The 24598-nt window shown below is 72.8% G+C and carries 25 protein-coding genes and 1 riboswitch; of the genes, 4 read left to right on the forward strand and 21 right to left on the reverse strand.

All coding sequences use genetic code 11. The features are described 5' to 3' along the window. The first annotated feature begins 322 nt into the window (after window positions 1-322). Genes FR742_RS22020 through FR742_RS22030 form a run of 3 tightly spaced genes read left to right on the forward strand, consistent with a single transcriptional unit; the run spans window position 323 to window position 5033 of the window. Window positions 323-1348, forward strand: coding sequence for an AAA family ATPase (locus FR742_RS22020; RefSeq protein ID WP_372452399.1), 1026 nt, complete (start codon window positions 323-325; stop codon window positions 1346-1348). Beyond that, a complete protein-coding gene (locus FR742_RS22025; protein ID WP_148032684.1) occupies window positions 1345-2598 on the forward strand; it encodes a DUF58 domain-containing protein in 1254 nt (417 codons plus the stop codon). Before FR742_RS22020 ends, FR742_RS22025 begins: the two co-directional genes overlap by 4 nt. After that, the gene (locus FR742_RS22030) at window positions 2595-5033 is read left to right on the forward strand and encodes a DUF3488 and transglutaminase-like domain-containing protein (RefSeq protein WP_148032685.1); all 2439 of its coding nucleotides are present in this window, start codon (window positions 2595-2597) and stop codon (window positions 5031-5033) included. The genes FR742_RS22025 and FR742_RS22030 overlap by 4 nt, the downstream gene beginning before the upstream one ends. 84 nt (window positions 5034-5117) lie before the next feature. Here the strand turns inward: FR742_RS22030 and FR742_RS22035 are convergent, their stop codons facing one another. The 10 genes from FR742_RS22035 to FR742_RS22080 form a co-directional block, all read right to left on the reverse strand. After that, window positions 5118-5513, reverse strand: a complete 396-nt coding sequence (locus tag FR742_RS22035; RefSeq protein WP_148032686.1) for a DUF3040 domain-containing protein — start codon at window positions 5511-5513, stop codon at window positions 5118-5120. Between the two features lie 202 nt (window positions 5514-5715). After that, on the reverse strand, window positions 5716-6957 hold the full coding sequence (gene dinB, locus FR742_RS22040; RefSeq protein WP_148032687.1) for a DNA polymerase IV: 1242 nt from the start codon (window positions 6955-6957) through the stop codon (window positions 5716-5718). Window positions 6958-6984: 27 nt separating this feature from the next. Beyond that, the gene (locus FR742_RS22045) at window positions 6985-7710 is read right to left on the reverse strand and encodes a methyltransferase domain-containing protein (RefSeq protein ID WP_261808671.1); all 726 of its coding nucleotides are present in this window, start codon (window positions 7708-7710) and stop codon (window positions 6985-6987) included. A gap of 130 nt (window positions 7711-7840) precedes the next feature. Continuing rightward, window positions 7841-8179, reverse strand: a complete 339-nt coding sequence (locus FR742_RS22050) for an MmcQ/YjbR family DNA-binding protein (RefSeq protein ID WP_148032689.1) — start codon at window positions 8177-8179, stop codon at window positions 7841-7843. 40 nt (window positions 8180-8219) lie between these two features. Continuing rightward, the gene (locus FR742_RS22055) at window positions 8220-9428 is read right to left on the reverse strand and encodes an MFS transporter (protein WP_187281254.1); all 1209 of its coding nucleotides are present in this window, start codon (window positions 9426-9428) and stop codon (window positions 8220-8222) included. A gap of 231 nt (window positions 9429-9659) precedes the next feature. Beyond that, a complete protein-coding gene (gene nusB, locus FR742_RS22060) occupies window positions 9660-10070 on the reverse strand; it encodes a transcription antitermination factor NusB (protein WP_148032691.1) in 411 nt (136 codons plus the stop codon). Between the two features lies 1 nt (window position 10071). Next, window positions 10072-10632 carry an elongation factor P gene (efp, locus tag FR742_RS22065; RefSeq protein ID WP_148032692.1) on the reverse strand — a complete coding sequence of 187 codons (561 nt, stop codon included), beginning with the start codon at window positions 10630-10632 and terminating at the stop codon, window positions 10072-10074. Between the two features lie 25 nt (window positions 10633-10657). Next, entirely contained in the window at window positions 10658-11695 is a 1038-nt protein-coding gene (locus tag FR742_RS22070; protein ID WP_148032693.1) for a Xaa-Pro peptidase family protein, read from the reverse strand. 40 nt (window positions 11696-11735) lie between these two features. After that, window positions 11736-13109 carry a serine/threonine-protein kinase gene (locus FR742_RS22075; protein WP_148032694.1) on the reverse strand — a complete coding sequence of 458 codons (1374 nt, stop codon included), beginning with the start codon at window positions 13107-13109 and terminating at the stop codon, window positions 11736-11738. Between the two features lie 119 nt (window positions 13110-13228). Continuing rightward, window positions 13229-14269: an LLM class F420-dependent oxidoreductase gene (locus FR742_RS22080; RefSeq protein ID WP_148032695.1), complete on the reverse strand. Its 1041-nt coding sequence runs from the start codon at window positions 14267-14269 to the stop codon at window positions 13229-13231. 90 nt (window positions 14270-14359) lie between these two features. Here FR742_RS22080 and FR742_RS22085 point away from each other — a divergent pair, with 90 nt between their 5' ends. Further along, window positions 14360-15247 (forward strand): endonuclease/exonuclease/phosphatase family protein, encoded by an 888-nt coding sequence (locus FR742_RS22085; protein WP_148032696.1) that lies wholly within the window; start codon window positions 14360-14362, stop codon window positions 15245-15247. Between the two features lie 21 nt (window positions 15248-15268). On the opposite strand, the gene FR742_RS22090 is transcribed toward FR742_RS22085, so the two are convergent. The 11 genes from FR742_RS22090 to FR742_RS22140 all read right to left on the reverse strand — a co-directional run bounded on the left by FR742_RS22090 (window position 15269) and on the right by FR742_RS22140 (window position 24574). Then, window positions 15269-15844, reverse strand: a complete 576-nt coding sequence (locus tag FR742_RS22090) for an NTP transferase domain-containing protein (RefSeq protein ID WP_187281256.1) — start codon at window positions 15842-15844, stop codon at window positions 15269-15271. 9 nt (window positions 15845-15853) lie between these two features. Then, on the reverse strand, window positions 15854-16942 hold the full coding sequence (locus FR742_RS22095) for an XdhC/CoxI family protein (protein ID WP_148032697.1): 1089 nt from the start codon (window positions 16940-16942) through the stop codon (window positions 15854-15856). Beyond that, entirely contained in the window at window positions 16935-18005 is a 1071-nt protein-coding gene (locus FR742_RS22100; protein WP_148032698.1) for a VWA domain-containing protein, read from the reverse strand. Before FR742_RS22100 ends, FR742_RS22095 begins: the two co-directional genes overlap by 8 nt. Then, window positions 17998-18864 (reverse strand): MoxR family ATPase, encoded by an 867-nt coding sequence (locus FR742_RS22105; protein ID WP_148032699.1) that lies wholly within the window; start codon window positions 18862-18864, stop codon window positions 17998-18000. The genes FR742_RS22100 and FR742_RS22105 overlap by 8 nt, the downstream gene beginning before the upstream one ends. Window positions 18865-18959: 95 nt before the next feature. After that, entirely contained in the window at window positions 18960-19412 is a 453-nt protein-coding gene (locus FR742_RS22110; RefSeq protein WP_148032700.1) for a PH domain-containing protein, read from the reverse strand. A 20-nt stretch (window positions 19413-19432) separates the two neighbouring features. Further along, complete coding sequence (ribH, locus tag FR742_RS22115; RefSeq protein ID WP_148032701.1) at window positions 19433-19903, reverse strand: 6,7-dimethyl-8-ribityllumazine synthase; 471 nt, start codon at window positions 19901-19903, stop codon at window positions 19433-19435. Continuing rightward, complete coding sequence (locus tag FR742_RS22120) at window positions 19900-21141, reverse strand: bifunctional 3,4-dihydroxy-2-butanone-4-phosphate synthase/GTP cyclohydrolase II (protein WP_148032702.1); 1242 nt, start codon at window positions 21139-21141, stop codon at window positions 19900-19902. Before FR742_RS22120 ends, ribH begins: the two co-directional genes overlap by 4 nt. Beyond that, entirely contained in the window at window positions 21138-21782 is a 645-nt protein-coding gene (gene pnuC, locus FR742_RS22125; protein ID WP_148032703.1) for a nicotinamide riboside transporter PnuC, read from the reverse strand. Before pnuC ends, FR742_RS22120 begins: the two co-directional genes overlap by 4 nt. After that, window positions 21779-22369, reverse strand: a complete 591-nt coding sequence (locus tag FR742_RS22130) for a riboflavin synthase (protein WP_148032704.1) — start codon at window positions 22367-22369, stop codon at window positions 21779-21781. The genes pnuC and FR742_RS22130 overlap by 4 nt, the downstream gene beginning before the upstream one ends. Continuing rightward, the gene (gene ribD / locus FR742_RS22135) at window positions 22370-23464 is read right to left on the reverse strand and encodes a bifunctional diaminohydroxyphosphoribosylaminopyrimidine deaminase/5-amino-6-(5-phosphoribosylamino)uracil reductase RibD (protein ID WP_261808672.1); all 1095 of its coding nucleotides are present in this window, start codon (window positions 23462-23464) and stop codon (window positions 22370-22372) included. It abuts the gene before it with no gap. A 103-nt stretch (window positions 23465-23567) separates the two neighbouring features. Next, window positions 23568-23698: riboswitch (FMN riboswitch) on the reverse strand. Window positions 23699-23764: 66 nt separating this feature from the next. Beyond that, window positions 23765-24574 carry an oxygenase MpaB family protein gene (locus FR742_RS22140; protein ID WP_148032705.1) on the reverse strand — a complete coding sequence of 270 codons (810 nt, stop codon included), beginning with the start codon at window positions 24572-24574 and terminating at the stop codon, window positions 23765-23767. Window positions 24575-24598: the final 24 nt, after the last annotated feature.

Here is a 24598-nt window from a genome sequence, read left to right on the forward strand (position 1 = left end):
CCTTGTCCGCCGCTCAACCGGGAGGCGTTGTCGCAGGTCATAGCGGGTGGTGCGGAGTGGGGCCGGGGAAGCGCCCGCGGACCGGCGGCGGGCGTGTCGGGGCGCGCGAAAGCCGGGCCAATAAGGAGGCCCTGTGACGGGCGGGGCGGAGGTGGGGGAAAGTGGCGCGGCGCGCGGCCCAGTGTGTTACGGCATTCGCACCGCTATGCGACAAGAACGCGAACAGGAGCAGGCTTCTCTGGAATATCCACAAAAGTCGCCCAAGAACGCACAGAGTCGTAGGGTCGTACAGATAATGGAAAACAATGGCATGCCTCCCGCAATGCGCAGCCTCGCGCGAGGTGGCCGTCGCACTTCGCATGGAGGCCTGGTGGCAGTAACCCATGACGTCCCTCACCAGCTCGGGGAGCTGGTCACCACCGCTCACCGCATCCGCGAGGCCATCGAATCGGTGATCGAGGGAAAGGGCGACGCCGTCCGCCTCACACTGACCGTGTTGCTCGCCGAGGGCCATCTGCTGATCGAGGACGTTCCAGGGGTCGGCAAGACGATGCTGGCCAAGGCGCTGGCGCGGTCGATCGACTGCCCGGTGCGCCGCGTGCAGTTCACCCCCGACCTGCTGCCCAGTGACATCACCGGAGTGAGCGCCTACAACCAGCAGACGCGCGAGTTCGAGTTCAAGCCGGGGCCGGTGTTCGCCAACATCGTGGTGGGCGACGAGATCAACCGCGCCTCCCCCAAGACCCAGTCGGCGTTGCTGGAGTGCATGGAGGAGCGGCAGGTCACCGTCGACGGGCACACCTATCAGCTGGACGCGCCGTTCATGGTGATCGCGACGCAGAACCCGATCGAGATGGAAGGCACCTACCCGCTGCCCGAGGCGCAGCGCGACCGGTTCACGGCCAGGGTGGCGATGGGCTACCCGGAGCCGACGGCCGAGCTGGAGATGCTGGACGTGCACGGCGGCACCTCGCCGCTGGACAAGCTGGAGCCGGTGGCCACCACGTCGGAGGTGCGCGCGCTGATCGAGGCGGTGCGCGGCGTGTACGTGTCGCAGCCGGTCAAGAAGTACGCCATCGACCTGGCGGTGGCCACCCGCCACTCGCCCGACCTGCGCCTGGGCGCCTCTCCCCGGTCCACGCTGCAACTGGTGCGGGCGGCGCGGGCGCACGCGGCGCTGTCGGGCCGCGACTACGTCATCCCTGACGACCTGCAGGACCTCGCCGTCCCCGTGCTGGCGCACCGGCTGCTCCCCAGCGTGGAGGCGCAGGGGCAGCGGCGGCTGCCCGAGCAGGTGGTGATGGAGCTCGTCAGGCGCGTCCCGGTGCCGGAGACCCGGGCGTCGTGAGAGCGGGACTGCGAGCGCTCACCTCCAGGGGACGGTCCTTCCTGGCGTCGGGCGTCGCGGCGCTGCTGATGGCGTTCCTGCTCGGCGAGAACGACCTGTTCAGGATCGGGGTGCTGGTGGCGGCGCTGCCGCTGCTGGCCGCGATGGTGGTGGCGCGCACCCGCTACCGGCTGAGCTGCGCCAGGCGGCTGGACCCGGCCAGGGCCGAGGCGGGCGGCGAGGCCACGGTGACGCTGCGGCTGGAGAACGTGACCAGGCTGCCCACCGGCCTGCTGCTGATCGAGGACACGGTCCCGTACGCGCTGGGCGTGCGGCCGAGGTTCGTGCTGGACCGGGTGGAGGCGCGGGGCATCCGGGAGATCGACTACAAGGTGCGCTCGGATCTGCGCGGCCGGTACCCCATCGGGCCGCTGTCGGTGCGCATCGCGGACCCGTTCGGGCTGGTGGAGCTGACCCGTGCGTTCACGATCACCGACACGCTCGTGGTGACGCCGCAGGTGGTGGCGCTGCCGCACGTGCGGCTGTCCGGCGAGTGGACGGGCGGCGGCGACAGCCGCACCAGGAGCGTGGCGGCGGCCGGCGACGACGACGTGGCCCCGCGCGAGTACCGGCAGGGCGACGACCTGCGCCGGGTGCACTGGCGCTCGACGGCCCGGCGCGGCGAGCTGATGGTACGGCGCGAGGAGCAGCAGTGGCAGAGCCGCGGCGCTCTCCTGCTCGACACCCGTAAGTACGCGCACCGCGGCGAGGGCCCGCGCTCGTCGTTCGAGGTGGCGGTCTCGGCCGCGGCCTCGATCGGCGTCCACCTCGCCCGCGAGGGGCTGGGCCTGCGGCTGGTGACCGACCAGGGACCCGAGCACCTGACCGACACCGGGCTGAGCTGGTCGCTGCTGGACACGCTGGCGATGGTGCGCGGCTCGTCGGCGCGCTCGCTGGAGATGGGCGTCTCCGCGCTGCGCGCGGGCGGCGGCGACGGACTGATCGTGGCCGTGCTCGGCTCGCTCGACCCGGAGGAGGCCAGAGACCTGGCCAGGCTGAGACACAGCGGCATCACCGGCGTGGCGGTGCTGCTGGACGTGGAGACGTGGAACGGCCGCGAGGCCGACGAGGACTACCAGGCGGTGCAGACCGTGCTGGCCGGATACGGATGGCGGATCGTCCGGCTGCCCGCCGGGGTGTCGATCGCGTCGGTGTGGCAGGACGCGGGCAGCCGCGGCCGGTTCGCCGTGAGCGGAGGTACGGCTTCATGAGGCTCTCGATCGCCGCCGCGGTGGCGACGTTCACGGCCGCGATCCTGCTCTATCCGCTGTTCGAGGGCGGGGCCTGGTTCTGGGGCTCGCTCGGCGCGGTCCTCTCGGTCATGCTGGCGAGCCTGGTCAGCGGGCGGCTGTCGCTGCCGTCGTGGGCGGCGCCGCTGCTCGGCGTGGGCGTGCTGTTCGTCTATCTGACCGTGTCGTTCGCGGCGGAGGAGGCCTGGGCGCTGTTCGTGCCGACCGAGGACTCCGTGGTGGAGGTGGCGCGCCTGCTGGCCACCGGCTGGGCCGACATCCAGCGGTACGCGGCGCCGGTCCCGGCCAACGAGGCCATCACGCTGCTCACCACGGGCGGCGTGGGCCTGATCGCGATCGTCGTCGACCTGTTCGCGACCAGGCTGCGCAAGGCGGCGCTGGCCGGGCTGCCGCTGCTGGCGCTGGCCACGGTGCCGGCCACGATCCTGTCCGACCCGATCAGCTGGCCGGCGTTCATCGTGGCCGCGTTCGGGTTCACCGGCCTGCTCCTCGCGGACGGCCGCGAGCGGGTCGGCCAGTGGGGCCGGGCGGTGCTGGTGCGCCGGACCCGCACGACGGCGGCGGAGCTGCGGCCGGACAGGCGGGGCCCCGGCGCGTCCGCCGACACGAGCGGGCTGCGCCTGTCGGGCAAGCGCATCGGGTTCGCCGCCATCGCGCTGGCCGTGCTGGTGCCGGCGATGCTGCCGGCCATGGAGCCGGTCTCGTTCTTCACCTTCGGCGTGGGGGGCGGCGGGCCCGGCCGGGGCAACTCGATCAGCATCCCGAACCCGATCGCGAACCTGAAGGGCCAGCTGGAGCTGCCGGAGCAGCGGACCGTGCTGACCTACTCCAACTCCGACAACCAGCCCCGGTACCTGCGCATCTACTCCCTCGACACCTTCGACGGCGACCAGTTCGGCATGACGCAGCCGGAGGGCGCGCCGGAGAACAGGACGGACAACGGCCCGCTCCCGCCGCCGCCGGGCCTGGGCGGGGGCGTGAAGCTGAAGAACGTCACGTCCACGATCACCATCAGTGACGAGATCGCCAAGCTGTCGTTCCTGCCGCTGCCGTACCCGCCACGGGAGATCCGCGTCGAGGGCGACTGGCGGGCCGACGTCAGAACGCTGATGGTCTTCTCCACCCGCGACGAGGCGGCGGGCCTGGAGTACCAGGTCGCGACCAGCGACCCGGAGCCCACGGCCGAGGTGCTGGAGTCGGCGCCGTCGTCCCGGCAGAGCATCGACGAGCGCTACCTGGAACTCCCCGACGACCTGCCGGAGGAGATCAGGGAGCTCGCGCGGGAGCAGGCGGGCGACGCCAAGACCGCCTACCAGGCGGCCGTGCGGCTGCAGAGGTTCTTCACCGACACCGGCGGCTTCGCCTACAGCCTGCGCACCCAGGGGCACGGCAACTCGGCGCTGGCCGACTTCCTGCTGCACAGCCGGGCCGGCTACTGCGAGCAGTTCGCCGCCTCGATGGCGATCCTGGCCAGGGTCGTCGGCATCCCGTCGCGGGTGGCGATCGGCTACACGGGCGGCACGCAGCTCGCCGGCCAGTGGACGGTGGCCACGAACGACTCCCACTCGTGGCCGGAGCTGTACTTCGAGGGCGTGGGCTGGCTGCCGTTCGAGCCGACGCCCTCGGGCACGCTGGGCCAGGGCAGCGCCCGGGTGCCGGAGTACACCCAGCCACGGCCCGAGGCCACGGCCGACCCCTCCTCCCCGACGCCGGACCGGACCTCCAGCGGCAGCGCGGAGGAGGAGCTGGGCCCGCAGAACCGGGGCAACGTGCGCGAGCTGGACCGGGAGGCGCTGCTGGCCAACGGCGGCCTGCCGCCGGAGGAGTCGACGCCGCTCGCCGCGCAGATCGGCATCGGCGCCGCGGTGCTGTTGCTGGTGCTGCTGATCCCGGCCGCGGCCAGGCTGATCACCAGGAGCAGGCGGGTCCGGGCGCTGGGCTGGAAGGTGTCGGAGCCGTCGGACGAGACGACGGCCAGGGTCGTGGCGGGCCGCCATCCGGCGGTGGCGGCGGCCTGGGCGGAGCTGGACGACGCGCTCTACGACTACGGGATGGCCCGCGAGCCCAGCGAGACACCGCGCCAGCTGGCGCGGCGGCTGACCGAGCAGTACGAGTTCGGGGCCGAACCGGCGGCGGCCGTCACGGCGATCGCCTCGGCGGTGGAGCGGGTGCTCTACTCGCGGGAGCCCGGCGAGATCCCGCCGATGGGCGGGGACCTGCGCCGGGTGCGCAAGGCCCTGGCGGCGACCGTGTCACGTGCCAGGAGGGTGCGGGCGGTGCTGCTGCCGCCGTCGACGGTGCGGCGGCTGCGGCTCGTGGGCGAGCGACTGCTGGACGGCTTCGACCGCCTGGAGAACATCAGGCTGCGGAGGACTGCGACGCAGAAGGGGACGTGAGGATCTGACCGAAGGTGCGGTCGTCTCCCGCGAGGGGGACGGCCGCACCTTCGTCTAGGGGACGCCTTGATCGGGGGATGCGTGTCAGCGCTCGTCGTGACGACGACGCCAGCGTTCCTCCATGCGCTCCATGAAGGTGCCCCGGTTGCCCCGGCGGACCTGCTTGCCCTGCGGTGGAGCCCCCTGAGCCGAGGAGTCACCACCGAACCCATTCATTCGTTTCCAGCTGGACAGGCCCCACAGACACGCAGCGAGCATGACCACGAAACCGCCGACGCCGAGCGGGATCAAGTTGATCACCACGCCGACCATCAACAGGACGACGCCGAGGACAAAGCCGATCGTGGCTTTGACCAGGCGCCGCTTGTAATGGCTGCGCGGGTCACTGATCCTTACGGTGTTGGCCCACTTCGGGTCCTCGGCGTAGAGGGCCTGCTCGATCTGGTCGAGCAAGCGCTGCTCGTGCTCAGAGAGCGGCACGGCGCCTCCCAAGGACGGCCCCAGGACGGGGAAGACGGCAACGGACGACACGGGGTGTCCGGACCTCGCGGTCGGTTATCCCCAGAATACGAGGCTGTAGACGTAGGCGAAAGCAAACGTCCAAGGCAGACCAAACCGGAGGTGACGTCATGGCTTCATTCTGGGCCATCTTGGTCTCCTCCCCCGAAGTCGTGACATCGCCTCACGCCTCCATTTCATCAAGTTTGCCCCGAACTAGCGAAGCCGGGAGCACGGCATCGGGACCGAATCTCCGGATCGCCCGGTCCATCGCCTGCTCGGCCTCACGCCAGCCGGTCTCGCGCTCACCGAGAGTGAGCTGACGGGAGGCGGAATCGGCGCGCCGGAGGTTCTCCATCCTGACGCCGACCAGGCGCAGGCGCACCCGCTCGAGCCCGGCGGCGTGGTAGAGCTCGCAGGCTGTGGCGAAAATCTCCTGCGCGACATCGGTGGGTTCCGGAAGGGTCCGGGACCGGGTGATGGTGGAGAAGTCAGCGCGGCGCAGCTTCACACTTACAGTCCTGCCCACGTGACCGCCCTTACGCATCCTCGCGGCGACCCGTTCGGACAGGCGGAGCAGCTCGCGCTTGATGATCTCGGGATCGTCGACGTCGGCGGCGAACGTCTCCTCGTTGCCGATGCTCTTGTCGGGGACGTGCGGGCTCACCTGCCGCTCGTCTCGGCCCCACGCCAGCGCCGCCAGGTGGCCGCCCGCGGACGGGCCCAGCTCGCGCTGGAGCGTGGCGACGGGCACCCGGGCCAGGTCGCCGACGGTGCGGATGCCGAGGCGCACGAGGGCCTGCTCGGTGCGCTCGCCGACGCCCCACAGGGCGGAGACGGGCAGCGGGTGGAGGAACGCCACCACCTCCTCCTGCGGCACCACCAGCAGGCCGTCGGGCTTGCACTGCTTGGAGGCGAGCTTGGCGACGAACTTGCTGCCGGCCACGCCCACCGAGCACGTGATGCCGAAGCGCTCCAGCACCTCCGCCCTGATCGCGGCGGCGATCGCGGCGGGCGGCCCCAGCCGGCGCAGCGCGCCGCCGACGTCGAGGAACGCCTCGTCGGACGCGATGGGCTCGACCATCGGGGTGATCGAATGGAAGATCTCCATGACGCCTCTGGAGACCTCGGAGTATTTTCCGTGGCTGGGCGGGATGACCGTCGCCTGAGGGCAGAGCCGGCGGGCCCGGCTCATCGGCATGGCGGAGTGGACGCCGAACGCCCTGGCCTCGTAGGTGGCGCTGAGCACGACGCCGCGCCCCGCGGGCGAGCCCACGATCACCGGGCGGCCGCGCAACTCGGGCCGCTCCAGCAGCTCGACGCTGGCGAAGAAGGCGTCCATGTCGACGTGGAGGATCGGGCAGCCGGTGTCGTCGGCCCCGGTCCGCGGAGCGGGGCCGATGCCCGTGATCTGCTTGCGTGCCACGCCGCCGATTCTATCCGAACAGACGTTCTAGGCCGATGGCCTGCGGCCGACGACGTGCAGCTGGGTCGCGATGTCGCGCAGCACCGGATGGGCCGAGGCGGCCTGCTCCAGCGCCACCAGCGCCTCCGCCGCGCCCGGCTCCCCGTCGACGAGCCGGCTGGGCACCAGGTCGGCGAAGACCCGCACCCCGTGGACCGGCCCGGCCCCGAGCCCGGCCGCCGACAGCAGGCCGGTGAGGGTCTCTCCGGTGAAGCGGCGGGGCGTGGGGTCGCGGTCGCCCCAGCTGCCGAGCGGGTCGGCCAGCGCGGCCCTGGACTCGTCGAACTGCCCGGCCAGCGCGCGGTGGATGGCGGCGGCCACCGGGTTGGCGGCCAGCACGCTGACCGCACCGCCGGGACGCAGCAGCCCGGCCATCTCGGTCAGGGCGCCGACGGGATCCTCCACGTACTCCAGCACGCTGTGGCAGAGCACCAGGTCGGCGCAGCCGGGGCTGAGCAGCTCGCCCAGGTCGGCGGTGTCGCCCTGGAGGCCGCGCACCTCCACGCCCGCCTCCTTGGCCCGGCGTTCGAGCGCGGCCAGCGAGTCGGGGCTGGGATCGACCACGGTCACGGTGTGTCCCAGCGCCGCGAGCGGCACGGCGAACCCTCCGGTGCCGCCGCCCGCGTCGACGATGTCGAGCGCGTCGCGCCCGGTGGCGCCGGCCAGCTCCGCCAGCACCTCGCGCAGCGCGTCCCAGACGACGGCGGTCCGCACCGCCGGGGTCCTCGTGACGCCTTCAGCTCGCAACGTCGGCTCGCCTCCCTCTTCTCGTGGGTCCGCCCCAGCCTACGCCGTACGGGTGCCGCCCGCTCCCCTGCGATCTGGACCGCTCCCGTACGGGTCGTCAGGCGTCGAAGGCGGCCACCAGCCGCTTGGGGGCGCGCAGCCGCCACGCGTCGGTGAGCAGTTCGCCCAACTCCTCCTCGCCCACCTCCGGCAGCCGGACCAGCACAACGGCGTACCCGTCGAAGTGCGGCGTGGTGAAGAACGCCCCGGGCCGGGCGGCGGTGAGCTCGAGCTTCTCCTCCTCGCTGGGCACCGGCACCGCGAGCACGTCCGGTTCCTCCCGCATCCTGGCGAACCACTTGCCGCGGACGTAGAACGCGGGCGTGCCGTACATGCTCTTCTCGCCGGTCTCGGGCAGCGCGAGCGCCAGCCTGCGCACGTCGTCTTCGGTGGCCATGTCCCGATCCTCGCCCCGCCCGTCCCGCCTGGGCAACCGGTCACGGCGGGTCCCGGAATCGCGGCATGCCCCTGACCAGGAGCAGCACCGGCGGCACGAGGAGGATGACGGCCGCCGCCGACGCGAGCACCGCCGCCGGCCCGGCGAGGGCGGCCAGCGGCCCGGTCAGCGCCTGCCCGAACGGCATCAGGCCGAAGCCGCACAGCCAGGCGAACGAGCTGATCCGCCCGATCAGGTGCTCGGGGATCTCGCGCTGCAGGGCGACCTCCCAGTGGATCGCGTACGTCTCCACCCCCGCCCCGGCGATCGCGAACGCCAGGAAGATCACGGCCGGCGAGGGAGCGAGGACCAGAGAGAGGGGCGCCGCGGCGTAGAGGGCGATCGCGGTCAGCGCCACGGCCCCGGGGGCGCGCGGCCGCCACGCCATCGTGATCAGGCCGCCTGCCAGGCCGCCGGCCCCGTAGCAGGTGAGCGCCAGCCCGTACACGGCGGGCGAGCCGAACGCGGCGGTGGTCACGACCGGCAGCAGGACCTGCGTCGGCGCGATGACGAACATGAGGTTGACCGCGGAGAAGATCAGAATGGCGCGCACCCACGGGAGCTGCCGCGCCTCGGCGACGCCGGCGCGGACGTCCTGGACGAACGAGGCCCTGCGGGCGGGCTCCCGCCGGGGTTCCCCGGCCCGCCAGAGGGCCAGGACCGCGACGGCGAAGGTCATCGCGGTGATCCAGTACGCGGCCCCGGCGCCGGACAGGGTGATCACCCCGGCGCCCGCCGCTGGCCCGGCCATGACGCCGGTACGGATCGCGACGCTGACCAGCGACCTGCCGGAGACGCGCTCGTGGTCGCCGAGCACGCCCTGCAGCAGAGCGTTGAAGGCGGGGCGGACGAACGCCTCGGCCAGCCCCGACAACAGCACGGCCCCGGCCGCCGCCCAGATCGGGAACGTGCCGGTCACGGCGAGAGCCGCCGCGAGGAAGGCCTGGAGTCCGTAGGCGGCCATCAGGACCCGCTGCCGCGGCAGCCGGTCGGCCCACACGCCGCCGACCGGCAGGAACACCACGAGCGTGACCCCGCGCGCGGCGAGGACCAGGCCGAGCGCGACCGCGTCACCACCCGCCTGGAGGACGGAGACGGTGATCGCGACGGCGAACATCTGCTCGCCCGCGACCGCGGCCACCTGGCCGGGCAGCAGCAGGCGGAACCGGGGGTTGCCGAGCGCGGCTGGACGGAACACCCGATCAGCCACGTGGCTCTGGCACGGGAGGCACGCCGCCCATGCTGGCACCGGCGGGGCCCGCGCGGGGCCGGGCGGGTTACGCCCAGCGCGTGACCGGCGCGGCGGTCGGCTCACGCCCAGCGCGAGCACGGCGCGGACGCCACAGTGCGGGTTACGCCCGGTGTGAAACGTGGATGTGGCGGCGGGCCGGCCGTGCGGAGGAGCCGGTCAGGGGGACGCCGTGACCGGCCCGTACGGGAGCTAGAGCGTCAGGCTTGGCTTGAGCTGCTTGAAACGCGCCAGCAGCCCGTTGACGAACTGGGGGGACTCGTCCGTGGACAGCTCGCCGGCCAGGTGGACCCACTCGCTGATGACCACGCCCTCGGGGACGTCGGGCATCCACAGCAGCTCGTAGGTGCCGCCGCGCAGGAGGTTGCGGTCGACGGCGGGCATGCGTTCGAGGGTCCAGCCCTCGGAGTAGGTGGTGATCAGCTCGTCGATGCGGGCGAGATGGCGGGTGACCCCCTCGACGAGGGTGGAGGTGTACTCGTTGACCGGGGGCTCCTGGCGCTCGACCCGCTCGGCCAGGATCTTCAGCGGATCCTCACCGCGGAGTTCGGCCTCGAAGAGGATGTCGAGCGCACGCCGGCGTGCTTTGCCCCGTGCCGACACCTCAGGCCCGGCCGAGGTATTCGCCGGTGCGGGTGTCGACCTTGACCCGCTCGCCGGTGGTGATGAAGAGCGGCACCTTGATCTCGGCGTCGGTCTCCAGCGTGGCGGGCTTGGTGCCGCCGGTGGAGCGGTCGCCCTGCAGGCCGGGCTCGGTGCTGGCGATGGTGAGCTCGACCGCGGCGGGCAGGTCGACGTAGAGCGCGGAGCCCTCGTGGAAGGCCACGGTGGCCAGGGTGTTCTCCAGCATGTAGTTGGCGGCGTCGCCGACGGTGGAGGAGGGCACGTTGACCATGTCGTAGGTCTCGGTGTCCATGAACACGAAGTCGTCGCCGTCGCGGTAGGAGTATTGCATCTCGCGCTTGTCGACGTTGGCCACCTCGACCTTGACGCCGGCGTTGAAGGTCTTGTCGAGGACCTTGCCGGAGAGCACGTTCTTGAGCTTGGTGCGCACGAACGCGCCGCCCTTGCCCGGCTTGACGTGCTGGAACTCGACAACGGACCACAGCTCGCCACCGTCGAGCTTCAGCACCATGCCGTTCTTGAGGTCGTTGGTTGTCGCCACTCGTTCTCTCCCGCGTGTGGCCGCTCTAAAGGACGAGCAGCTCCTTGGTCGTCTTGGTGAAAAGTTCCGGCTCGCCCTGTCGTGTGACGAGGGTGTCCTCGATGCGAACACCGCCCCGGCCCGGGAGGTAGATCCCCGGCTCCACGGTGATCGGAACTCGATCCTCAAGTCTACCGGTACGTGCGGGGCCCAGGAACGGCTCCTCATGGATCTCGAGCCCGACGCCGTGGCCGAGGCCGTGCCGGAAATGGTCGCCGTGGCCCGCGGCGGCGATGAGGGAGCGGGCGGCGGCGTCGACCTCCTTGGCGGTGGCGCCGGGGGTGACGGCGTGCCGGCCGGCCCGCTGGGCCTCGGCGACCAGGTCGTAGACCTCGCTCTGCCAGTCGGCGGGCGGGCCCAGGCAGACGGTGCGGGTCATGTCGGCGTGGTAGCCCTGGTAGGCGGCGCCGAAGTCGATGGTGACCAGCTCGCCGGAGCGCAGCTCTCGGTCGGTGGGTGCGTGGTGCGGGATGGCGCCGTTCGGGCCCGCGGCGACGATGGTGTCGAAGGCGGGCTTGGCGGCGCCGAGCTCGATCATGCGGGCTTCGAGGAGCCGGGCCACGTCGCGCTCGGTGACGCCGGGGCGGATGGTGTGCAGCACGTCGGCGAAGGCCTGGTCGGTGATGGCGCAGGCGGTACGGAGGAGCTCCAGCTCGTCGTCGTCCTTGACCGCGCGCAGCCCTTCGACGAGCGGGCCGAGCGGCACGAGCCCGGGCCCGAGCCGCTCGTAGGTGGCGACGCTCATGTGGGCGGCCTCGATGCCGACGCCTGGGGCGGCGAGCTCCCCGGCCACGTCGGCGGCCTCGACCGCCTGCACGTCGAGGCCGTGCGTCTTCTCGATGTAACGGTTGTCCGTCACCAGCAGCGCCGAGCCGTCGGCCTTGATCAGGGCGGCGGCGTTGGAGCTGACGAGCCCCGTGAGGTAGCGGACGTTGACGGTCGAGGTGACCAGCATGGCGTCGACCTCGTGGGCGGGCAGCAGGGCCGCGAGCCGAGCTCGCCGCTGTGCGTAGTTGACGGTCACGCGCTTAATGTACGCGGATCTCCGGTTGGTCCACTATCCGCTAGATCTGCCAGTCGTTGAGCCAGTCGGACAGCGGGCCGGCCGGGGCGATCTCGCCCTTGTCCCTGGCCTTGCGCAGATCGCGGATGACGTGGGAGACCTCCCTGACGCCGGCCCGCTCGTCGCCCTCGGCGAACTTCCGGCCGGCCTTCCTGAGCTTGTCCTGGGCCTTCTCGGCCACCTTCGGGTGCATGCCGTTCACGGCCATCTGGCTGGTGACCGCCTCGTCGAACCTCATCACCCAGGTCTCCCAGCCGCCCGGCGGGACCGACTGGCCGACGGTGCCCTTGGGGATGGGCAGGGCGTCGGTGCCGCGGAGCTCGGTGGGCTCCGGCTCGGCCGTGAAAGTGGGCGTGGGGGTCGGTGAGGGCGGCGCCTCGCCGGTGGCCTGCGTGGTGGGGGCGGCCTCTGGCGGGTCCTCGTCCCCGCTCGCCAGGAAGATCATGACTACGGTGACCGCCACGATGGCCGCGAGGGCCACGCCGGCCTGGACGAACAGGCGGCGGTTCTCGCGGCCGGACGGCGGGGGCGGCGCCAGCTCGGACGCGTCGTAGATCGCGGTGTCCCCGGCCCGCGCGGCCGGGGTCGCGGCGGGGGCGGGCGGCGCGGGCGCGGCGGCCCGTGGCCTGGCGATGGCGGCCAGCGCGCGGCGCACCGCCTCGCCGCTGGCGGGCCGCTTGGCGGGCTCGGGGTCGAGCATGGCGAGCAGTAACCGGTCCAGCTCGGCGGGCACGCCCTGGCGCAGGGTACTGGGCGGCGCGATCGCGCCCTCCCTGGCGGGCGCCTGGCCGGTGAGCAGCTCGTAGCAGACCGCGCCGAGCCCGTACAGGTCGGCCGACGCCTGCCCGTCGCCTCCGGCGAGCCGCTCGGGCGCCTGGTAGCGGGGGTCGCCGCCGGGCCGGCCCGTCAGGCCGAACCCGACGACCTTGAGCACGCCGCTGCCGGCCATCCGGAAGCTGTCGGGCCCGACCTTGCCGTGCACCAGGCCCGCGCGGTGCGCCGCGTCCAGACCGGCCGCGGCCTGCCCGGCCAGGTCGCACACCTCCACCACCTTGAGCGGCCCGCGCCCGGCGAGCTCCTCGCCGAGGCTCGGCCCGGTGAGGAACTCCGTCACCAGGAACGGGGACCCTTCGTGCTCCCCCACGTCCAGCACCATGGCGACGTTGGGATGGATCACCCGGGCCACGGCCTGGGCGTGCTGGCGCAGCACCTCCCTGGTGGCCGCCCCCACCGCCTTGGCTCCCAGCATCTTCACGGCCACGGTCCAGTCGGCGCGGGTGTCGTACCCCCGCCACACCTCGCCCATCGAACCGCTGCCGATGCGCTCATCAAGCCGGTACCGCCCGGCGACCAGGGACGGCGTCGCGTCGGACATATCTCCGCCAATGCTCAAACTTCAGTTTTCGACCAACCTTAGGCCCCAACGGAAACGCCCGCCTCCTCCAGCACGGGGAAGGCGGGCGTTTCGACGGGTGCGTACCGGTGCGGCGATGATCAGGAGGCGATGTCCTTGATGGTCTCGATCAGGCGGACGCGCTCCTCGTGGGTGCGGCCGAGCGGGGTGACGTTCAGCGTGGTGACGCCGGACTCCTTCATCGCCCGCATCCGGTCGCGGACGTAGGCCTCGTCGCCGATCAGCGACATCTTCTCCAGCAGCTCGCGCGGCACCAGCGCCGCCGCCTCGTCCTTCTTGCCGTCGAGGTAGAGCTCCTGGATCTGCTCGGCCTCCTTCTCGTAGCCGTAGCGCCTGGCCAGGTTGTTGTAGAAGTTCTTGCCCTTGGCGCCCATGCCGCCGATGTAGAGGGCGGCCATCGGCCGGCCGAGGTCCAGCAGGCCGTCGGCGTCGTCGCCGATGTAGAGGGACGCCTGGGCGACCACGTCCAGCTCGCCCAGCTCGGGGTCGCGTTTGGCCTTGCCGGCGGCCAGGGCGGCGCCCCACACGTCGGCGGCCTTCTCCGGCACGTAGAAGATCGGCTCCCAGCCTTCGGCCAGCTCGGCGGCCAGCTCGACGTTCTTGGGTCCGATGGCGGCGAGCACGATCGGGATGCGGGAACGTACCGGGTGGTTGATGATCTTGAGGGGCTTGCCCAGGCCGGTGCCCTGGTCGGGCGGCAGCGGCAGGGTGTAGTGGCGGCCGTCGTACTGCAGGCGCTCGCGCCGCCACACCTTGCGGCAGATCTCGATGACCTCGCGGGTACGGCCGATCGGGGCGGTGTAGGGCACGCCGTGGAAGCCCTCGATGACCTGCGGGCCGGAGGAGCCGAGGCCGAGGGTGAAGCGGCCGTCGGAGATGTAGTCGAGGCCCGCGGCCGTCATGGCCATCAGGGCGGGCGTGCGCGAGTAGATCGGCAGGATGCCGGAGGCGATCTGCAGCCGCTCGGTGACGGCCGCGATGTATCCCATCTGGCTGACCGCGTCGAAGCTGTAGGCCTCCGCGACGAAGACGATGTCGAGCCCGGCCTTCTCGTAGTCGGCGAGCTCTCCCACCGTCTCCTTGAATCCCCCGGAGTAGCCCAGTGTCATTCCGATCCGCATGCCCGCTCCCACCACAGAATGATGTTCCGTTCCGATGCCGTCAGGTTAGCGTGTCCGCGCTGGAGCCAGCGAGGGGCTACCTTGGTCAGAGTGCTGAAGCGCGTCGTCGTCGTCGTGTCCGCCGTCCTCGCCGTGGTCCTGGCCGGACACCGCTACGTGCCGGCCCTGGGCGGTTTCACGACGGTCATGGAGAGCCTGCTGCCGTGGCTGGGCCTGGCCGTGCCGGTCCTGCTGCTGGGCGCGGCCCTGGCCCGCTCCACCGCGGCCGTCGGCGCCGTGCTGGCTCCGGCGGCCGTGTGGGGCGTCATGTTCGGTCCCGCGCTGTTGCGCACCCCGCCCGGCGGGCCGAGCGACCTGGCGGTCGGCACGGTGAACGTGGGCGTGCGCAACGACGCCTCGGGCGAGGCCGTACGCGCCGTCGCCGAGGACCTCGACCTGCTGGCGGCGCAGGAGCTCACCCCGGGCGGCCCGGCGGCCAAGCAGCTCAACCGGATGTTCGAGCACCGTTACGCGGTGAGCACCGTCGGCCTGTGGAGCCGCTACCCGATCAGCCGCGAGCGCCCGCTGGACGTCGGCATGGGCTGGGTGCGCGCCCTGCGCGCGACCGTGCGGACCCCCAAGGGCGACGTGACCGTGTACGTGATGCACCTCGCCTCTGCGCGGCCGGGCGAGACCACCTCCAGGGACGCCTCGCTGGCGCAGGCGCGCAAGCTGATCGACCGCGACGGCAGCAAGCGGATCCTGCTGCTGGGCGACCTCAACACGGCCACCACCGACCGGGGCATGCGCGGGCTGACGCCGCCGCTGACCGACGCGCAGGAGGTCGCGGGCGACGGGTTCGGGTTCACCTGGCCGGCCGGGTTCCCGGTGACGCGGCCGGACCACATCCTGTTCCGCGGGATGACCGCCACGCGGGCCGAGGTGGCCCCGGCCACCGGCAGCGACCACCGGGCCGCCGTCGCCTCGTTCCGCCTCTGACGACGACGGGACCGCGGTCGCTCACTCAGGTTCCAGCAGCCGAGGCTCCAGCCTGGCCAGATCGCCGGGGGTGTCGATGTCGGCGGGGTCGCCGGCGCACGGCACCTCGGTCACCAGCTCCGGATGCGCGGCCAGGAAGGGGCGGGCGCCCACGTCGCCGCGGGCCAGGGCGGCGACCTCGGCGAAGTGGCGGCGCTCGATCAGGACCGGGTTCCTGCGCCGGCCGCCGTACGTGGCGACGGCCACCCCGGCGCCGGAGGCGATCAGCGCGCGCACCGCCTCGGCCCGCACCAGCGGCTGGTCCACCAGCGCGATCACCACGGCCCGCGACTCGGCGGGCAGCGCCGCCAGCCCGGCCCTCAGCGAGGACCCCATGCCGGACCGCCAGTCCGGGTTGCGCACGGCAACCGCCCCCCGCACCTGCACGGTCGCCGCCCCGAGCACCACCACGACCGGGTGGCAGCCGCCCTCCTCCAGCAGCCGCACCCCCCGGTCGACCAGCCGCTCCCCGGCCAGCTCCAGCAGCGCCTTCGGCCTGCCCAGCCGGGAGCCCTCGCCGGCCGCGAGCAGCAGCCCCGCCACCCCGCCCCCCTTCATGGCCGTCCCCTACCCGTCGTGGTGGATGCGGCCCCGGGTGGTCGACAGCGGCCGGCCGGACCCGCCCCAGCGGAGCTGGATCAGCTCGGCGGCGATGGACACGGCCGTCTCCTCCGGAGTGCGCGCCCCCAGGTCCAGCCCGATGGGCGAGCGCAGCCGGGCCAGTTCCTCCTCGGTCAGCCCGGCCTCGCGCAGCCGGTCCATCCGGTCCTCGTGGGTGCGCCGCGAACCCATGGCGCCCACGTACCCGGCGGGGGTGCGCAGCGCCACCTCCAGCAGCGGCACGTCGAACTTGGGATCGTGGGTGAGCACGCAGATCACGGTGCGCTCGTCCACCGGGACGGAGGCCAGATAGTCGTGCGGCCACTTGACCACGACCTCGTCGGCGTCGGGGAAGCGCTTGGGGGTGGCGAAGACGGGCCGGGCGTCGCACACGGTGACGTGGTAGCCGAGGAACTTGCCGACCCGGGCGACGGCCGCGGCGAAGTCGATCGCGCCGAACACCAGCATGCGCGGCGGCGGCGCGAACGAGTGCACGAACACGGCCAGGTCGTCCAGCCGCCGCTCGCCCTCGCCGCCGTAGTGGCGGATGCCGGTCAGCCCTTGGGCGAGCATGCCGCGGGCGTCGTCGTCCACCGCGTCGTCGAGGCGGCCGGGGCCGAGCGAGCCGGAGGAGCGGCCGGGCCAGATGATCCGGCGGGCGCCGACCTCGCCGGGGCCGGAGAGGACGGTGGCGACGGCGACCGGCTCGCGCTCCTCGATCGAGGCGGCCACGTCGCCCAGCTCGGGGAAGGTGTCGCGGGAGATCGGCTCGACGAAGATGTCGATGATGCCGCCGCAGGTGAGCCCGACGGCGAACGCGTCGTCGTCGCTGACCCCGTACCTCTGCAGCACCGGGCGGCGGGTCTCGGTGGCGAGCTCGAACACGGCGCCCTCGACGCATCCGCCGGACACGCTGCCGACCACCTCGTCGCCGCGCACCGCCATGGCGGCGCCCGGTGGCCTGGGCGCGCTGTTGAACGTGCCGACCACCGTCGCGAGCCCGAACTCGAGCCCCGACCTCCACCAGCGCATGATCTCCGGGAGCACGTCACGCATGGGCGAGCCTTTCGGTGAGTTCCTCGTAGGCGGCCAGGCTGTGCCCGGCCACCAGGGCGTCGAGGTAGGGCAGGGCGGCCCGCATGCCGCCGGTGAGCGGCTGGTAGTCCTCGTACCCCTTGTGTGGGTTGACCCAGATCACCCGGTGCGCCTGCCGGGCCAGCCGGGCCATCTGGGCGCGCAGCAGTTCGGGGTCGCCCCGTTCCCAGCCGTCGGAGGCGATGACCACGGTCGCGCCGCGCGCGCTGTGCCGGGACAGGAACTCCTTCAGCTCCTCCCCCAGCCGGGTGCCGCCGCTCCAGTCGGGGATGGCCCGCGACACCGCGTCGAGCGCGGTGCCGGGGTCGCGGTGGCGCAGCTCGGCGGTGACGGCGGTGAGCCGGGTGCCGACCGAGAACACGCGGGTGGCCCGCGGCTCGCTGCGCACCAGGGCGTGCGCGAACCGCAGCAGCGTCTCGGCGTACGGCGACATGGAGCCGCTCACGTCGACGAAGAGCACGACGCGGCGCGGCCTGGTGGTGTGCCGCCGGCGCCGCAGCCTGGCCACCTCGCCCTTCCTGAGCGCGTCGCGGATGGTGCGGCGCTGGTCGAGCACGCCCCGGTGGGCGCTCTCGTACCGGCGCGAGCGGCGTGTGGCCCGCCTGGCCCTGAGCATGGTCAGCATCCGGTGCACCTCGGCGCGCTCGGCCTCGGTGAGCCTGGCGACGTCCCGGTGGCGCAGGACCTCGGTGCTGCTGGCGGTGGCGGGCGCGGCCTCGCCCTCGCGCCCGCCCTCCGCGCTCTCGCCCGCCGCGGTGTAGCGGGTGACGGAGGTGACGGCGGCCGGGGCGGTGGTGGCCTTGGCGCCGCCGAAGTACGCGTGGAAGCAACGGTCGTAGCGGGGCAGGTCGTCGGGGCCGGCGCAGAGCGTGAGGCGGCCCGCCCAGTAGACGTCGCCGGGGACGGCGACGTCCAGCTGCTCCAGCGCGCGCAGGAAGCCCTGGGTGCGCTCGTGGTCGGCCGCGACCCCGGCCGCCCTGAGGGTACGGGCGAACCCGGTCATCGTGGCGGCCAAATCAGTCATGGCGGAGCAGCCCGTTGCCCAGGACGCGTTCGACGTCCTCCCGGTACTTGAGCGCGGCGCCCAGCGTGGCGGCCGCCCGGCCAGGGTCGAGCTCGTCGGCGCCGAGCGTCAGCAGCGCCTCGGTCCAGTCGAGGGTCTCGGCGATGCCCGGCGGCTTGACCAGGTCGGCCCCGCGCAGCCGCTCGGCGGCCCCGGCGACTTGGCGGGCCAGTGTCTCGGTGCAGGCGGGCAGGCGGCGCAGCAGGATCGCCACCTCCCGCTCGAAGCTCGGATGCTCCAGCCAGTGGTAGAGGCAGCGGCGCTTGAGCGCGTCGTGCACCTCCCGCGTCCGGTTGGAGGTCACCACCACGACCGGCGGCGACTCCGCCCTGATCATGCCGAGCTCCGGGACGGAGATGGTGAAGTCGGAGAGCACCTCCAGCAGGAACGCCTCGAACTCGTCGTCGGCCCGGTCGATCTCGTCGACCAGCAGCACGCTCGGCTGCGTCTCCAGCGCCTTGAGCAGCGGCCGCGCGATGAGGAAGCGCCGCTCGTAGATCTCCCCTTCGAGCCGCCGCACGTCGGTCACGCCGGCGACCTCGGCCGCCTTCAGGTGCAGCAGCTGCCGGGCGAAGTCCCAGTCGTACAGGGCCTGCGCGGCGTCCAGCCCTTCGTAGCACTGCAGCCGGATCAGCGGCGCCCCGAGCAGTCCGGCCAGGGTCTTGGCCAGCTCGGTCTTCCCGACGCCCGCCTCCCCTTCCAGGAACAGCGGCCGCCGCATCCGCAGCGCCAGGAACGCGGCCGTGGCCAGACCTTCGTCGGCCAGATACGCATGCCGGTCGAGCAGCTCGATGAGCTTTTCCGGCGACTCGATGTCCATCGCCCTCATTGTCCGCCGACGCACGCTTTCAGGCTACGGGTCACACCGTTTTCCTGATAATCGACGCCCTCTATGACGTGAAGTGAGGTCTCACGTCAGTCTTCGCGGGCCTCGCCGCGGTCGTGGATGAGGGCGGTGAGCTCGGCGATGGCGCGGCGGGCCGCGGGCTTCTCGGAGCCCTGGATGCCCATCGCGCCGATCGTCCGCCCGTCGGAGAAGTCGACACGGGGCCACGGGTCGCCCTGCACGAAGGTCACGTCGAGGACCTCGGGCCAGGTGTAGCGGTGGGTGCGGGCCGCGTTGACCAGGGTGACGCCCTCGTCGTCGGCCTCCACCCGCACCCGGCCGAGCAGGTGGAGCACGAACGCCACCGCGCAGCCGAACGCGACGATCGCGATGCGGTCGGCCAGCTGGAACGGCGGGGCGATGAGGATCGCCATCACCACCGCGCCGAGCACGATCAGGGTGGCGAAGGTGTAGGCGACGATCCTCCCCCGGCGCGGGCGCCAGACGACGGGCAGCGGGGGAGGTGGCACGAGCTCAGGCACGGTCGAGAATGTACCGCAGGTCAGCCGAGGGTCCGCAGGAGGAGTGCGGTCTCCAGCGCGGCGATCGCGGACTCGTACCCTTTGTCCTCCTTGCTGTCCGGCAGCCCCGATCGGTCCAGCGCCTGGCCGAGGTTCTCGCAGGTGAGCACGCCGTTGCCGACCGGGGTGCGTTCGTCGAGCGAGACCCTGGTCAGCCCGGTCGTGACCGAGTCGCACACGTAGTCGAAGTGGGCCGTCTCGCCGCGGATGACCGCGCCCAGCGCCACCACCGCGTCGCAGCGGCGGGCCAGCGCCTGGGCGACCACCGGGAGTTCGAGCGAGCCGGGCACCCGCACCACGGTGGCGGTGGCGCCGGCGTCCTCACAGGCCCGCACCGCCCGGTCCACCAGCCGGTCGGTGATGTCGGCGTGCCAGCTCGCGGCCACCACCCCGACGGTCAGCCCGGACGCGTCGGGCGCCGTGGTGATCGCGGGACGTCCTTCGCCGCTCATGAGGCCTCCTGGGTGCCGCCGATGTCCGTGTGTTCGATGGAATGGCCCAGCCGGTCGCGCTTGGCCTGCAGGTAGCGGGCGTTGTACGGGTTCACCGCGACCGGCATCGGCTCGCGGCCGAGCACCTTGATGCCGTAGCCGTCCATGCCCGTGACCTTGACCGGGTTGTTGGTGAGCAGCCGCACCCCCTTGACCCCCAGGTCGGCGAGGATCTGGGCGGCGTTGGAGAACTCGCGGGCGTCGATCGGCAGGCCCAGCTCGACGTTGGCGTCGACGGTGTCGACCCCGGCGTCCTGGAGGCTGTAGGCGCGCAGCTTGGCCAGCAGCCCGATGCCGCGGCCCTCGTGGCCGCGCAGGTAGACGACCACGCCGCGGCCCTCGGCCGCGATGGCCGCCATGGCGTGGTCGAGCTGCACCCCGCAGTCGCAGCGCAGCGAGCCGAACACGTCGCCGGTCAGGCACTCGGAGTGGGCGCGGACCAGGACGTTCTCGCCGTCGCCGAGGTCGCCGAAGACCAGCGCGACGTGCTCGCCGCCGTCGATGGAGCTGGAGTAGCCGTACGCCCGCCACATCCCGTACGCGTTGGGCAGGTTGGTCTCGGCGACCCGGGTGACCATGCTCTCGGTGCGCCGCCGGTAGTCGGCGAGCTGCTCGATGGAGATGAGCGCGAGGTCGTGCTCGTCGGCGAAGACGCGCAGCTCGGGCAGCCTGGCCATGGTGCCGTCGTCGTTGACCACCTCGGCCAGCACGCCCGCGGGGCTGAGCCCGGCGAGCCTGGCCAGGTCGACGGCCGCCTCGGTGTGGCCGCGCCTGACCAGCACGCCGCCCTCGTGGTAGCGCAGCGGGAAGACGTGGCCGGGCCGTACCAGCTCGTACGGCTCGGTCGCGGAGTCGGCGAGCGCCCGGATCGTCCTGGCCCGGTCGGCGGCCGAGATGCCGGTCGTGACGCCGTCGCGGGCGTCCACGCTGATCGTGTACGCGGTGCGCAGCCGCTCGCGGTTCTGGTGGACCATGAGCGGCAGGCCGAGCCGGTCGAGCTCGCGGCCCTCCATCGGCACGCAGATGACGCCGCTGGTGTGCCTGATGGTGAAGGTGAGCAGCTCGGGCGTGGCCCTGGCCGCGGCGAAGATGATGTCGCCCTCGTTCTCGCGGTTCTCGTCGTCGACGACCACGACGGGCCGGCCCGCCCTGATGTCCTCGATCGCCCGCTCGACCGGGTCGAGGATGCCCCCGGTCATGACGCCACCGCCACGGCCGGTGCGGAGGCGCGGTACTCGCGCAGCCACTTGACGAACCCGACCAGCACCATCACGAAGAAGATCGCGTACACCGCGCCCGAGACGTACAGCCCGGAGTTGAACGCGACCGGCACGCCCACGAGGTCGACGGCCACCCAGACGATCCAGAAGTCGACCAGCGCCCGGCCCTGCGCCCAGGTCGCGACCGCGCCGCCGACGAAGATGTAGGCGTCCGCGGCCACCACGGCCAGCGGGGCGTCCGGGTACCACGACAGGTTGAACGTCTTGAACAGCGCCGCCACCACGATCGTGCCGAGCACGGCCGCGGTGATCAGCACGAGCCGCTCGCGCCCGGTCGCGGGCCGCACGGCCAGCTCGTGCTGCTGGGTGCCCTGGCGCCACTTCCACCAGCCGTAGATCGCCAGCAGGCCGAACAGGGCCTGCTTGAGCGCGTTGCCGGTGACGTGCGCGCTGATGGAGGCGGCGAAGAGCAGGACGGCGCCGGTGAACTGCACCGGCCAGGTCCAGATGGACTTGCGCATGGCGAACACCACGGTCGCCAGCGCGCAGATGTTGCCGATCAGGTCGGTCCACCTCACGGGCAGGCCGAAGATGTCGATCGATGCGTCCGCCCAGCTCATCGGGCGCCCACCAGCCTCTCCACGTACTTCGCGATCACGTCGACCTCGAGGTTCACCAGGTCGCCCACCTGGCGCTCGCCCAGGGTGGTCAGCTTGAGCGTGGTCGGGATGAGGCTCACGCCGAAGCTTCCGTCGTCAACAGTCGTCACCGTCAGGCTGATTCCGTCGACGGCGATCGAGCCCTTCTCCGCGACGTACCTGCTCAGGGACGCGGGCAGGCTGAAACGCAGGTCGTCCCAGTTGTCGCCGGGCTCCCTGGACAGCAGTTCGGCGGTGCCGTCGACGTGGCCCTGCACGATGTGGCCGCCGAGCCGCTGGTCGGCCCGGACCGCGCGCTCCAGGTTGACCGCCCCGCCCTCCGACAGGGCGCCGAGCGAGCTGCGGTCGAGCGACTCCTTCATCACGTCCACGCTGAAGACGTCGCCGCGCACGTCCACGACCGTGAGGCAGACGCCGTTGACGGCGATCGAGTCGCCGTGACGGGCGTCGGAGGTGACCACGGGGCCGCGTACGGACATCCTGGCGCCGCCGCCGGCCGCCTCGACGGCGACGACCTCGCCCTTCTCCTCGATGATTCCGGTGAACATTCACTTCTCCCTGCGGGGGTGCGGGGGCGCGGGGCGTGCGACGAGGCGCACGTCCGGCCCGATGGGGGAAACCTCGTCGAAGATCAGGCGGTGCGCCTCGCCGATGGTGCGCACTCCGGCCTCGCCCAGCGCGGCGGCGCCGGCGCCGAGGAGGGCGGGCGCGACGTAGGCGACGACCCGGTCGACCAGCCCGCGGGCCAGGAACGCCCCGGCCAGCGTGGGGCCGCCCTCCAGGAACACGCTGACCACCTCGCGGGCGGCGAGCTCCTTGAGCAGGGCGTGCAGGTCGAGGCCGCGGCCGTCGCGGGGCACGCGCAGCAGGTCGGCGCCGAGGGTCGTGACGGTGTCGGCGGCCACGGCGACGAGCGTGGGGGCCGCGCCGTCGAGCACCCGCGCGGTGGCCGGCGTCCTGGCGTCCGGGTCGACGACCACGCGCAGCGGGCGGCCCTCGGCCAGGGCCGGCCTGGCGGTGAGCCGGGAGTCGTCGGCCAGCACGGTGCCGATGCCGGCCACGATCGCGTCGCTGCGGGCGCGCAGCCGGTGCACGTCGGCCCTGGCCTCGGGAGAGGTGATCCACTGGCTGGTGCCGTCGGCGGCGGCCGAGCGGCCGTCGAGGGTGGCGGCGAACTTCCACGTCACGTGCGGGCGGCCGAGCCTGGCCCAGGTCAGCCACTCGGCGTTGACCCGCTCCGCCTCCTCGGCCAGCACCCCGGCCGTCACGGCGACCCCGGCCGCGCGCAGCCGCCCGGCGCCGCCGGCGGCCTTCGGGTTGGGGTCGGCGACCGCGTGGACGACGCGGGCCACGCCCGCCTCCAGCAGCGCGCCGCTGCACGGGCCCGTCCGGCCGGTGTGGTCGCAGGGTTCCAGGGTGACGTAAGCGGTGCCGCCCCTGGCCCGCTCCCCCGCCTCGCGCAGGGCGGCGACCTCGGCGTGCGGCCCTCCCGCGTACGCGTGGAACCCCTCACCCGCGACCCGGCCGGCGGCGTCGAGCACGACGCAGCCCACGACGGGGTTGGGGCTGGTGTGACCGTGACCGCGGGCGGCCAGCTCGACGGCGCGCGCCATGTGGACCGCGTCCTGCGGGGATCCCGCCACCGGGGGCCTCCTACTCGCCAGTAGCTCCAAGCCGTGGCGGGCCCCGGGGGGTCGAACACGGTACGCGAACGCACCGTGGGGCACCCGGCGCAATGCCGGGCACCCGCGTGCTGCCTCCCATCCGGACTTTCACCGTCGGTCCCGGAATTTCACCGGGTCAACCGGCCGATGGCATCGGCCGGGTCGCGGACTGTCACCGCCGGTTCGGACTTTCACCGACCCCGGAGCACGCTAGCTCTGTCCATCCCAGTGTGCCATGTCCGAATTCATGCGCGCGACCGGGGCCTCCCCGTGATCGGCTCAGGCGGCCATGAGCTTGCGGGCGCGGCGGGCGTCGGGGCTGTAGCGGACGTTCGCGGGCACCAGGCCGATGCCGGCGTGCAGGGCCCGCAGCGTGGCGGTCGCCCACAGGTCGCCGACCGGCGTGGCGGGCAGCCCGTACATCCGCCTGGCCCAGCGCGGCAGCGTGGCGAAGGCGAGCACGGTCAGGGCCGGCACCACCGGCCGCAGCGTGGCGAGCAGGCCGGGCAGCGGCGTGTGCAGGGACGCCAGGAGCGGGTTCGCGGCCTCGGGGACGAGCCGCAGCCCCGGGCGGGCGGCCTCGATGTAGGCGCGCAGCCCGCCGACCGAGCCGGGCACGCTCAGCGGGTCCAGGCCGACGACCTCGGCGGCGCGCCGCCACTCGGCGACGAACGCGTCGGCGTCGGCGTCGCTGAGCCGCACGCCCGCCCGGCGGGCCACCGTCAGGTAGGAGTCGACCTCGCCGACGTGCACCCAGCGCAGCGACGCGGGCTCGTCGAGCCGGAACCGCTCGCCGGTGTCGGGGTCACAGCCTGTGAGCGTGGCGTGGATCTTGCGTACGCGGCGGCCGGCCTGCTCGACTTCGGCTCGTGTCCCGTACGTGCGCACGCGGACGAATTCTGTGGTCCGGACGAAACGCGACCACGCCTCGTCGGGATTCATGAAGGCGGAGTTCTGTATGACGCCGCGCATCGCGCGCGGGTGAAGGCTCTGCATGAGAAGCGCGCGGAACCCGCCGACCAGCAGAATCGGCTCACCCATCACCCGCCACGTCACGGACTCCGGCCCGAACAGCCCGTGGTCTTCCATGAGTAAGGGCCTACCCGCCAGGGC

The organism is Nonomuraea sp. C10 (genome assembly GCF_008017515.1).
Classification (GTDB): domain Bacteria; phylum Actinomycetota; class Actinomycetes; order Streptosporangiales; family Streptosporangiaceae; genus Nonomuraea; species Nonomuraea ferruginea.

Bases quoted from the DNA above. Each gene is read 5' to 3' on its own strand.
- FR742_RS22120 (WP_148032702.1), bottom strand. From the start codon at position 21,141: ATGACCGGGGGCATCCTCGACCCGGTCGAGCGGGCGATCGAGGACATC.
- FR742_RS22080 (WP_148032695.1), bottom strand. From the start codon at position 14,269: ATGCGGATCGGAATGACACTGGGCTACTCCGGGGGATTCAAGGAGACG.
- FR742_RS22050 (WP_148032689.1), bottom strand. From the start codon at position 8,179: ATGGCCACCGAAGACGACGTGCGCAGGCTGGCGCTCGCGCTGCCCGAG.
- ribH (WP_148032701.1), bottom strand. From the start codon at position 19,903: ATGAGCGGCGAAGGACGTCCCGCGATCACCACGGCGCCCGACGCGTCC.
- FR742_RS22095 (WP_148032697.1), bottom strand. From the start codon at position 16,942: ATGCGTGACGTGCTCCCGGAGATCATGCGCTGGTGGAGGTCGGGGCTC.
- pnuC (WP_148032703.1), bottom strand. From the start codon at position 21,782: ATGAGCTGGGCGGACGCATCGATCGACATCTTCGGCCTGCCCGTGAGG.
- FR742_RS22030 (WP_148032685.1), top strand. From the start codon at position 2,595: ATGAGGCTCTCGATCGCCGCCGCGGTGGCGACGTTCACGGCCGCGATC.
- FR742_RS22090 (WP_187281256.1), bottom strand. From the start codon at position 15,844: ATGAAGGGGGGCGGGGTGGCGGGGCTGCTGCTCGCGGCCGGCGAGGGC.
- FR742_RS22130 (WP_148032704.1), bottom strand. From the start codon at position 22,369: ATGTTCACCGGAATCATCGAGGAGAAGGGCGAGGTCGTCGCCGTCGAG.
- FR742_RS22020 (WP_372452399.1), top strand. From the start codon at position 323: ATGCGCAGCCTCGCGCGAGGTGGCCGTCGCACTTCGCATGGAGGCCTG.
- FR742_RS22140 (WP_148032705.1), bottom strand. From the start codon at position 24,574: ATGGAAGACCACGGGCTGTTCGGGCCGGAGTCCGTGACGTGGCGGGTG.
- FR742_RS22075 (WP_148032694.1), bottom strand. From the start codon at position 13,109: ATGTCCGACGCGACGCCGTCCCTGGTCGCCGGGCGGTACCGGCTTGAT.
- FR742_RS22100 (WP_148032698.1), bottom strand. From the start codon at position 18,005: ATGACTGATTTGGCCGCCACGATGACCGGGTTCGCCCGTACCCTCAGG.
- FR742_RS22105 (WP_148032699.1), bottom strand. From the start codon at position 18,864: ATGGACATCGAGTCGCCGGAAAAGCTCATCGAGCTGCTCGACCGGCAT.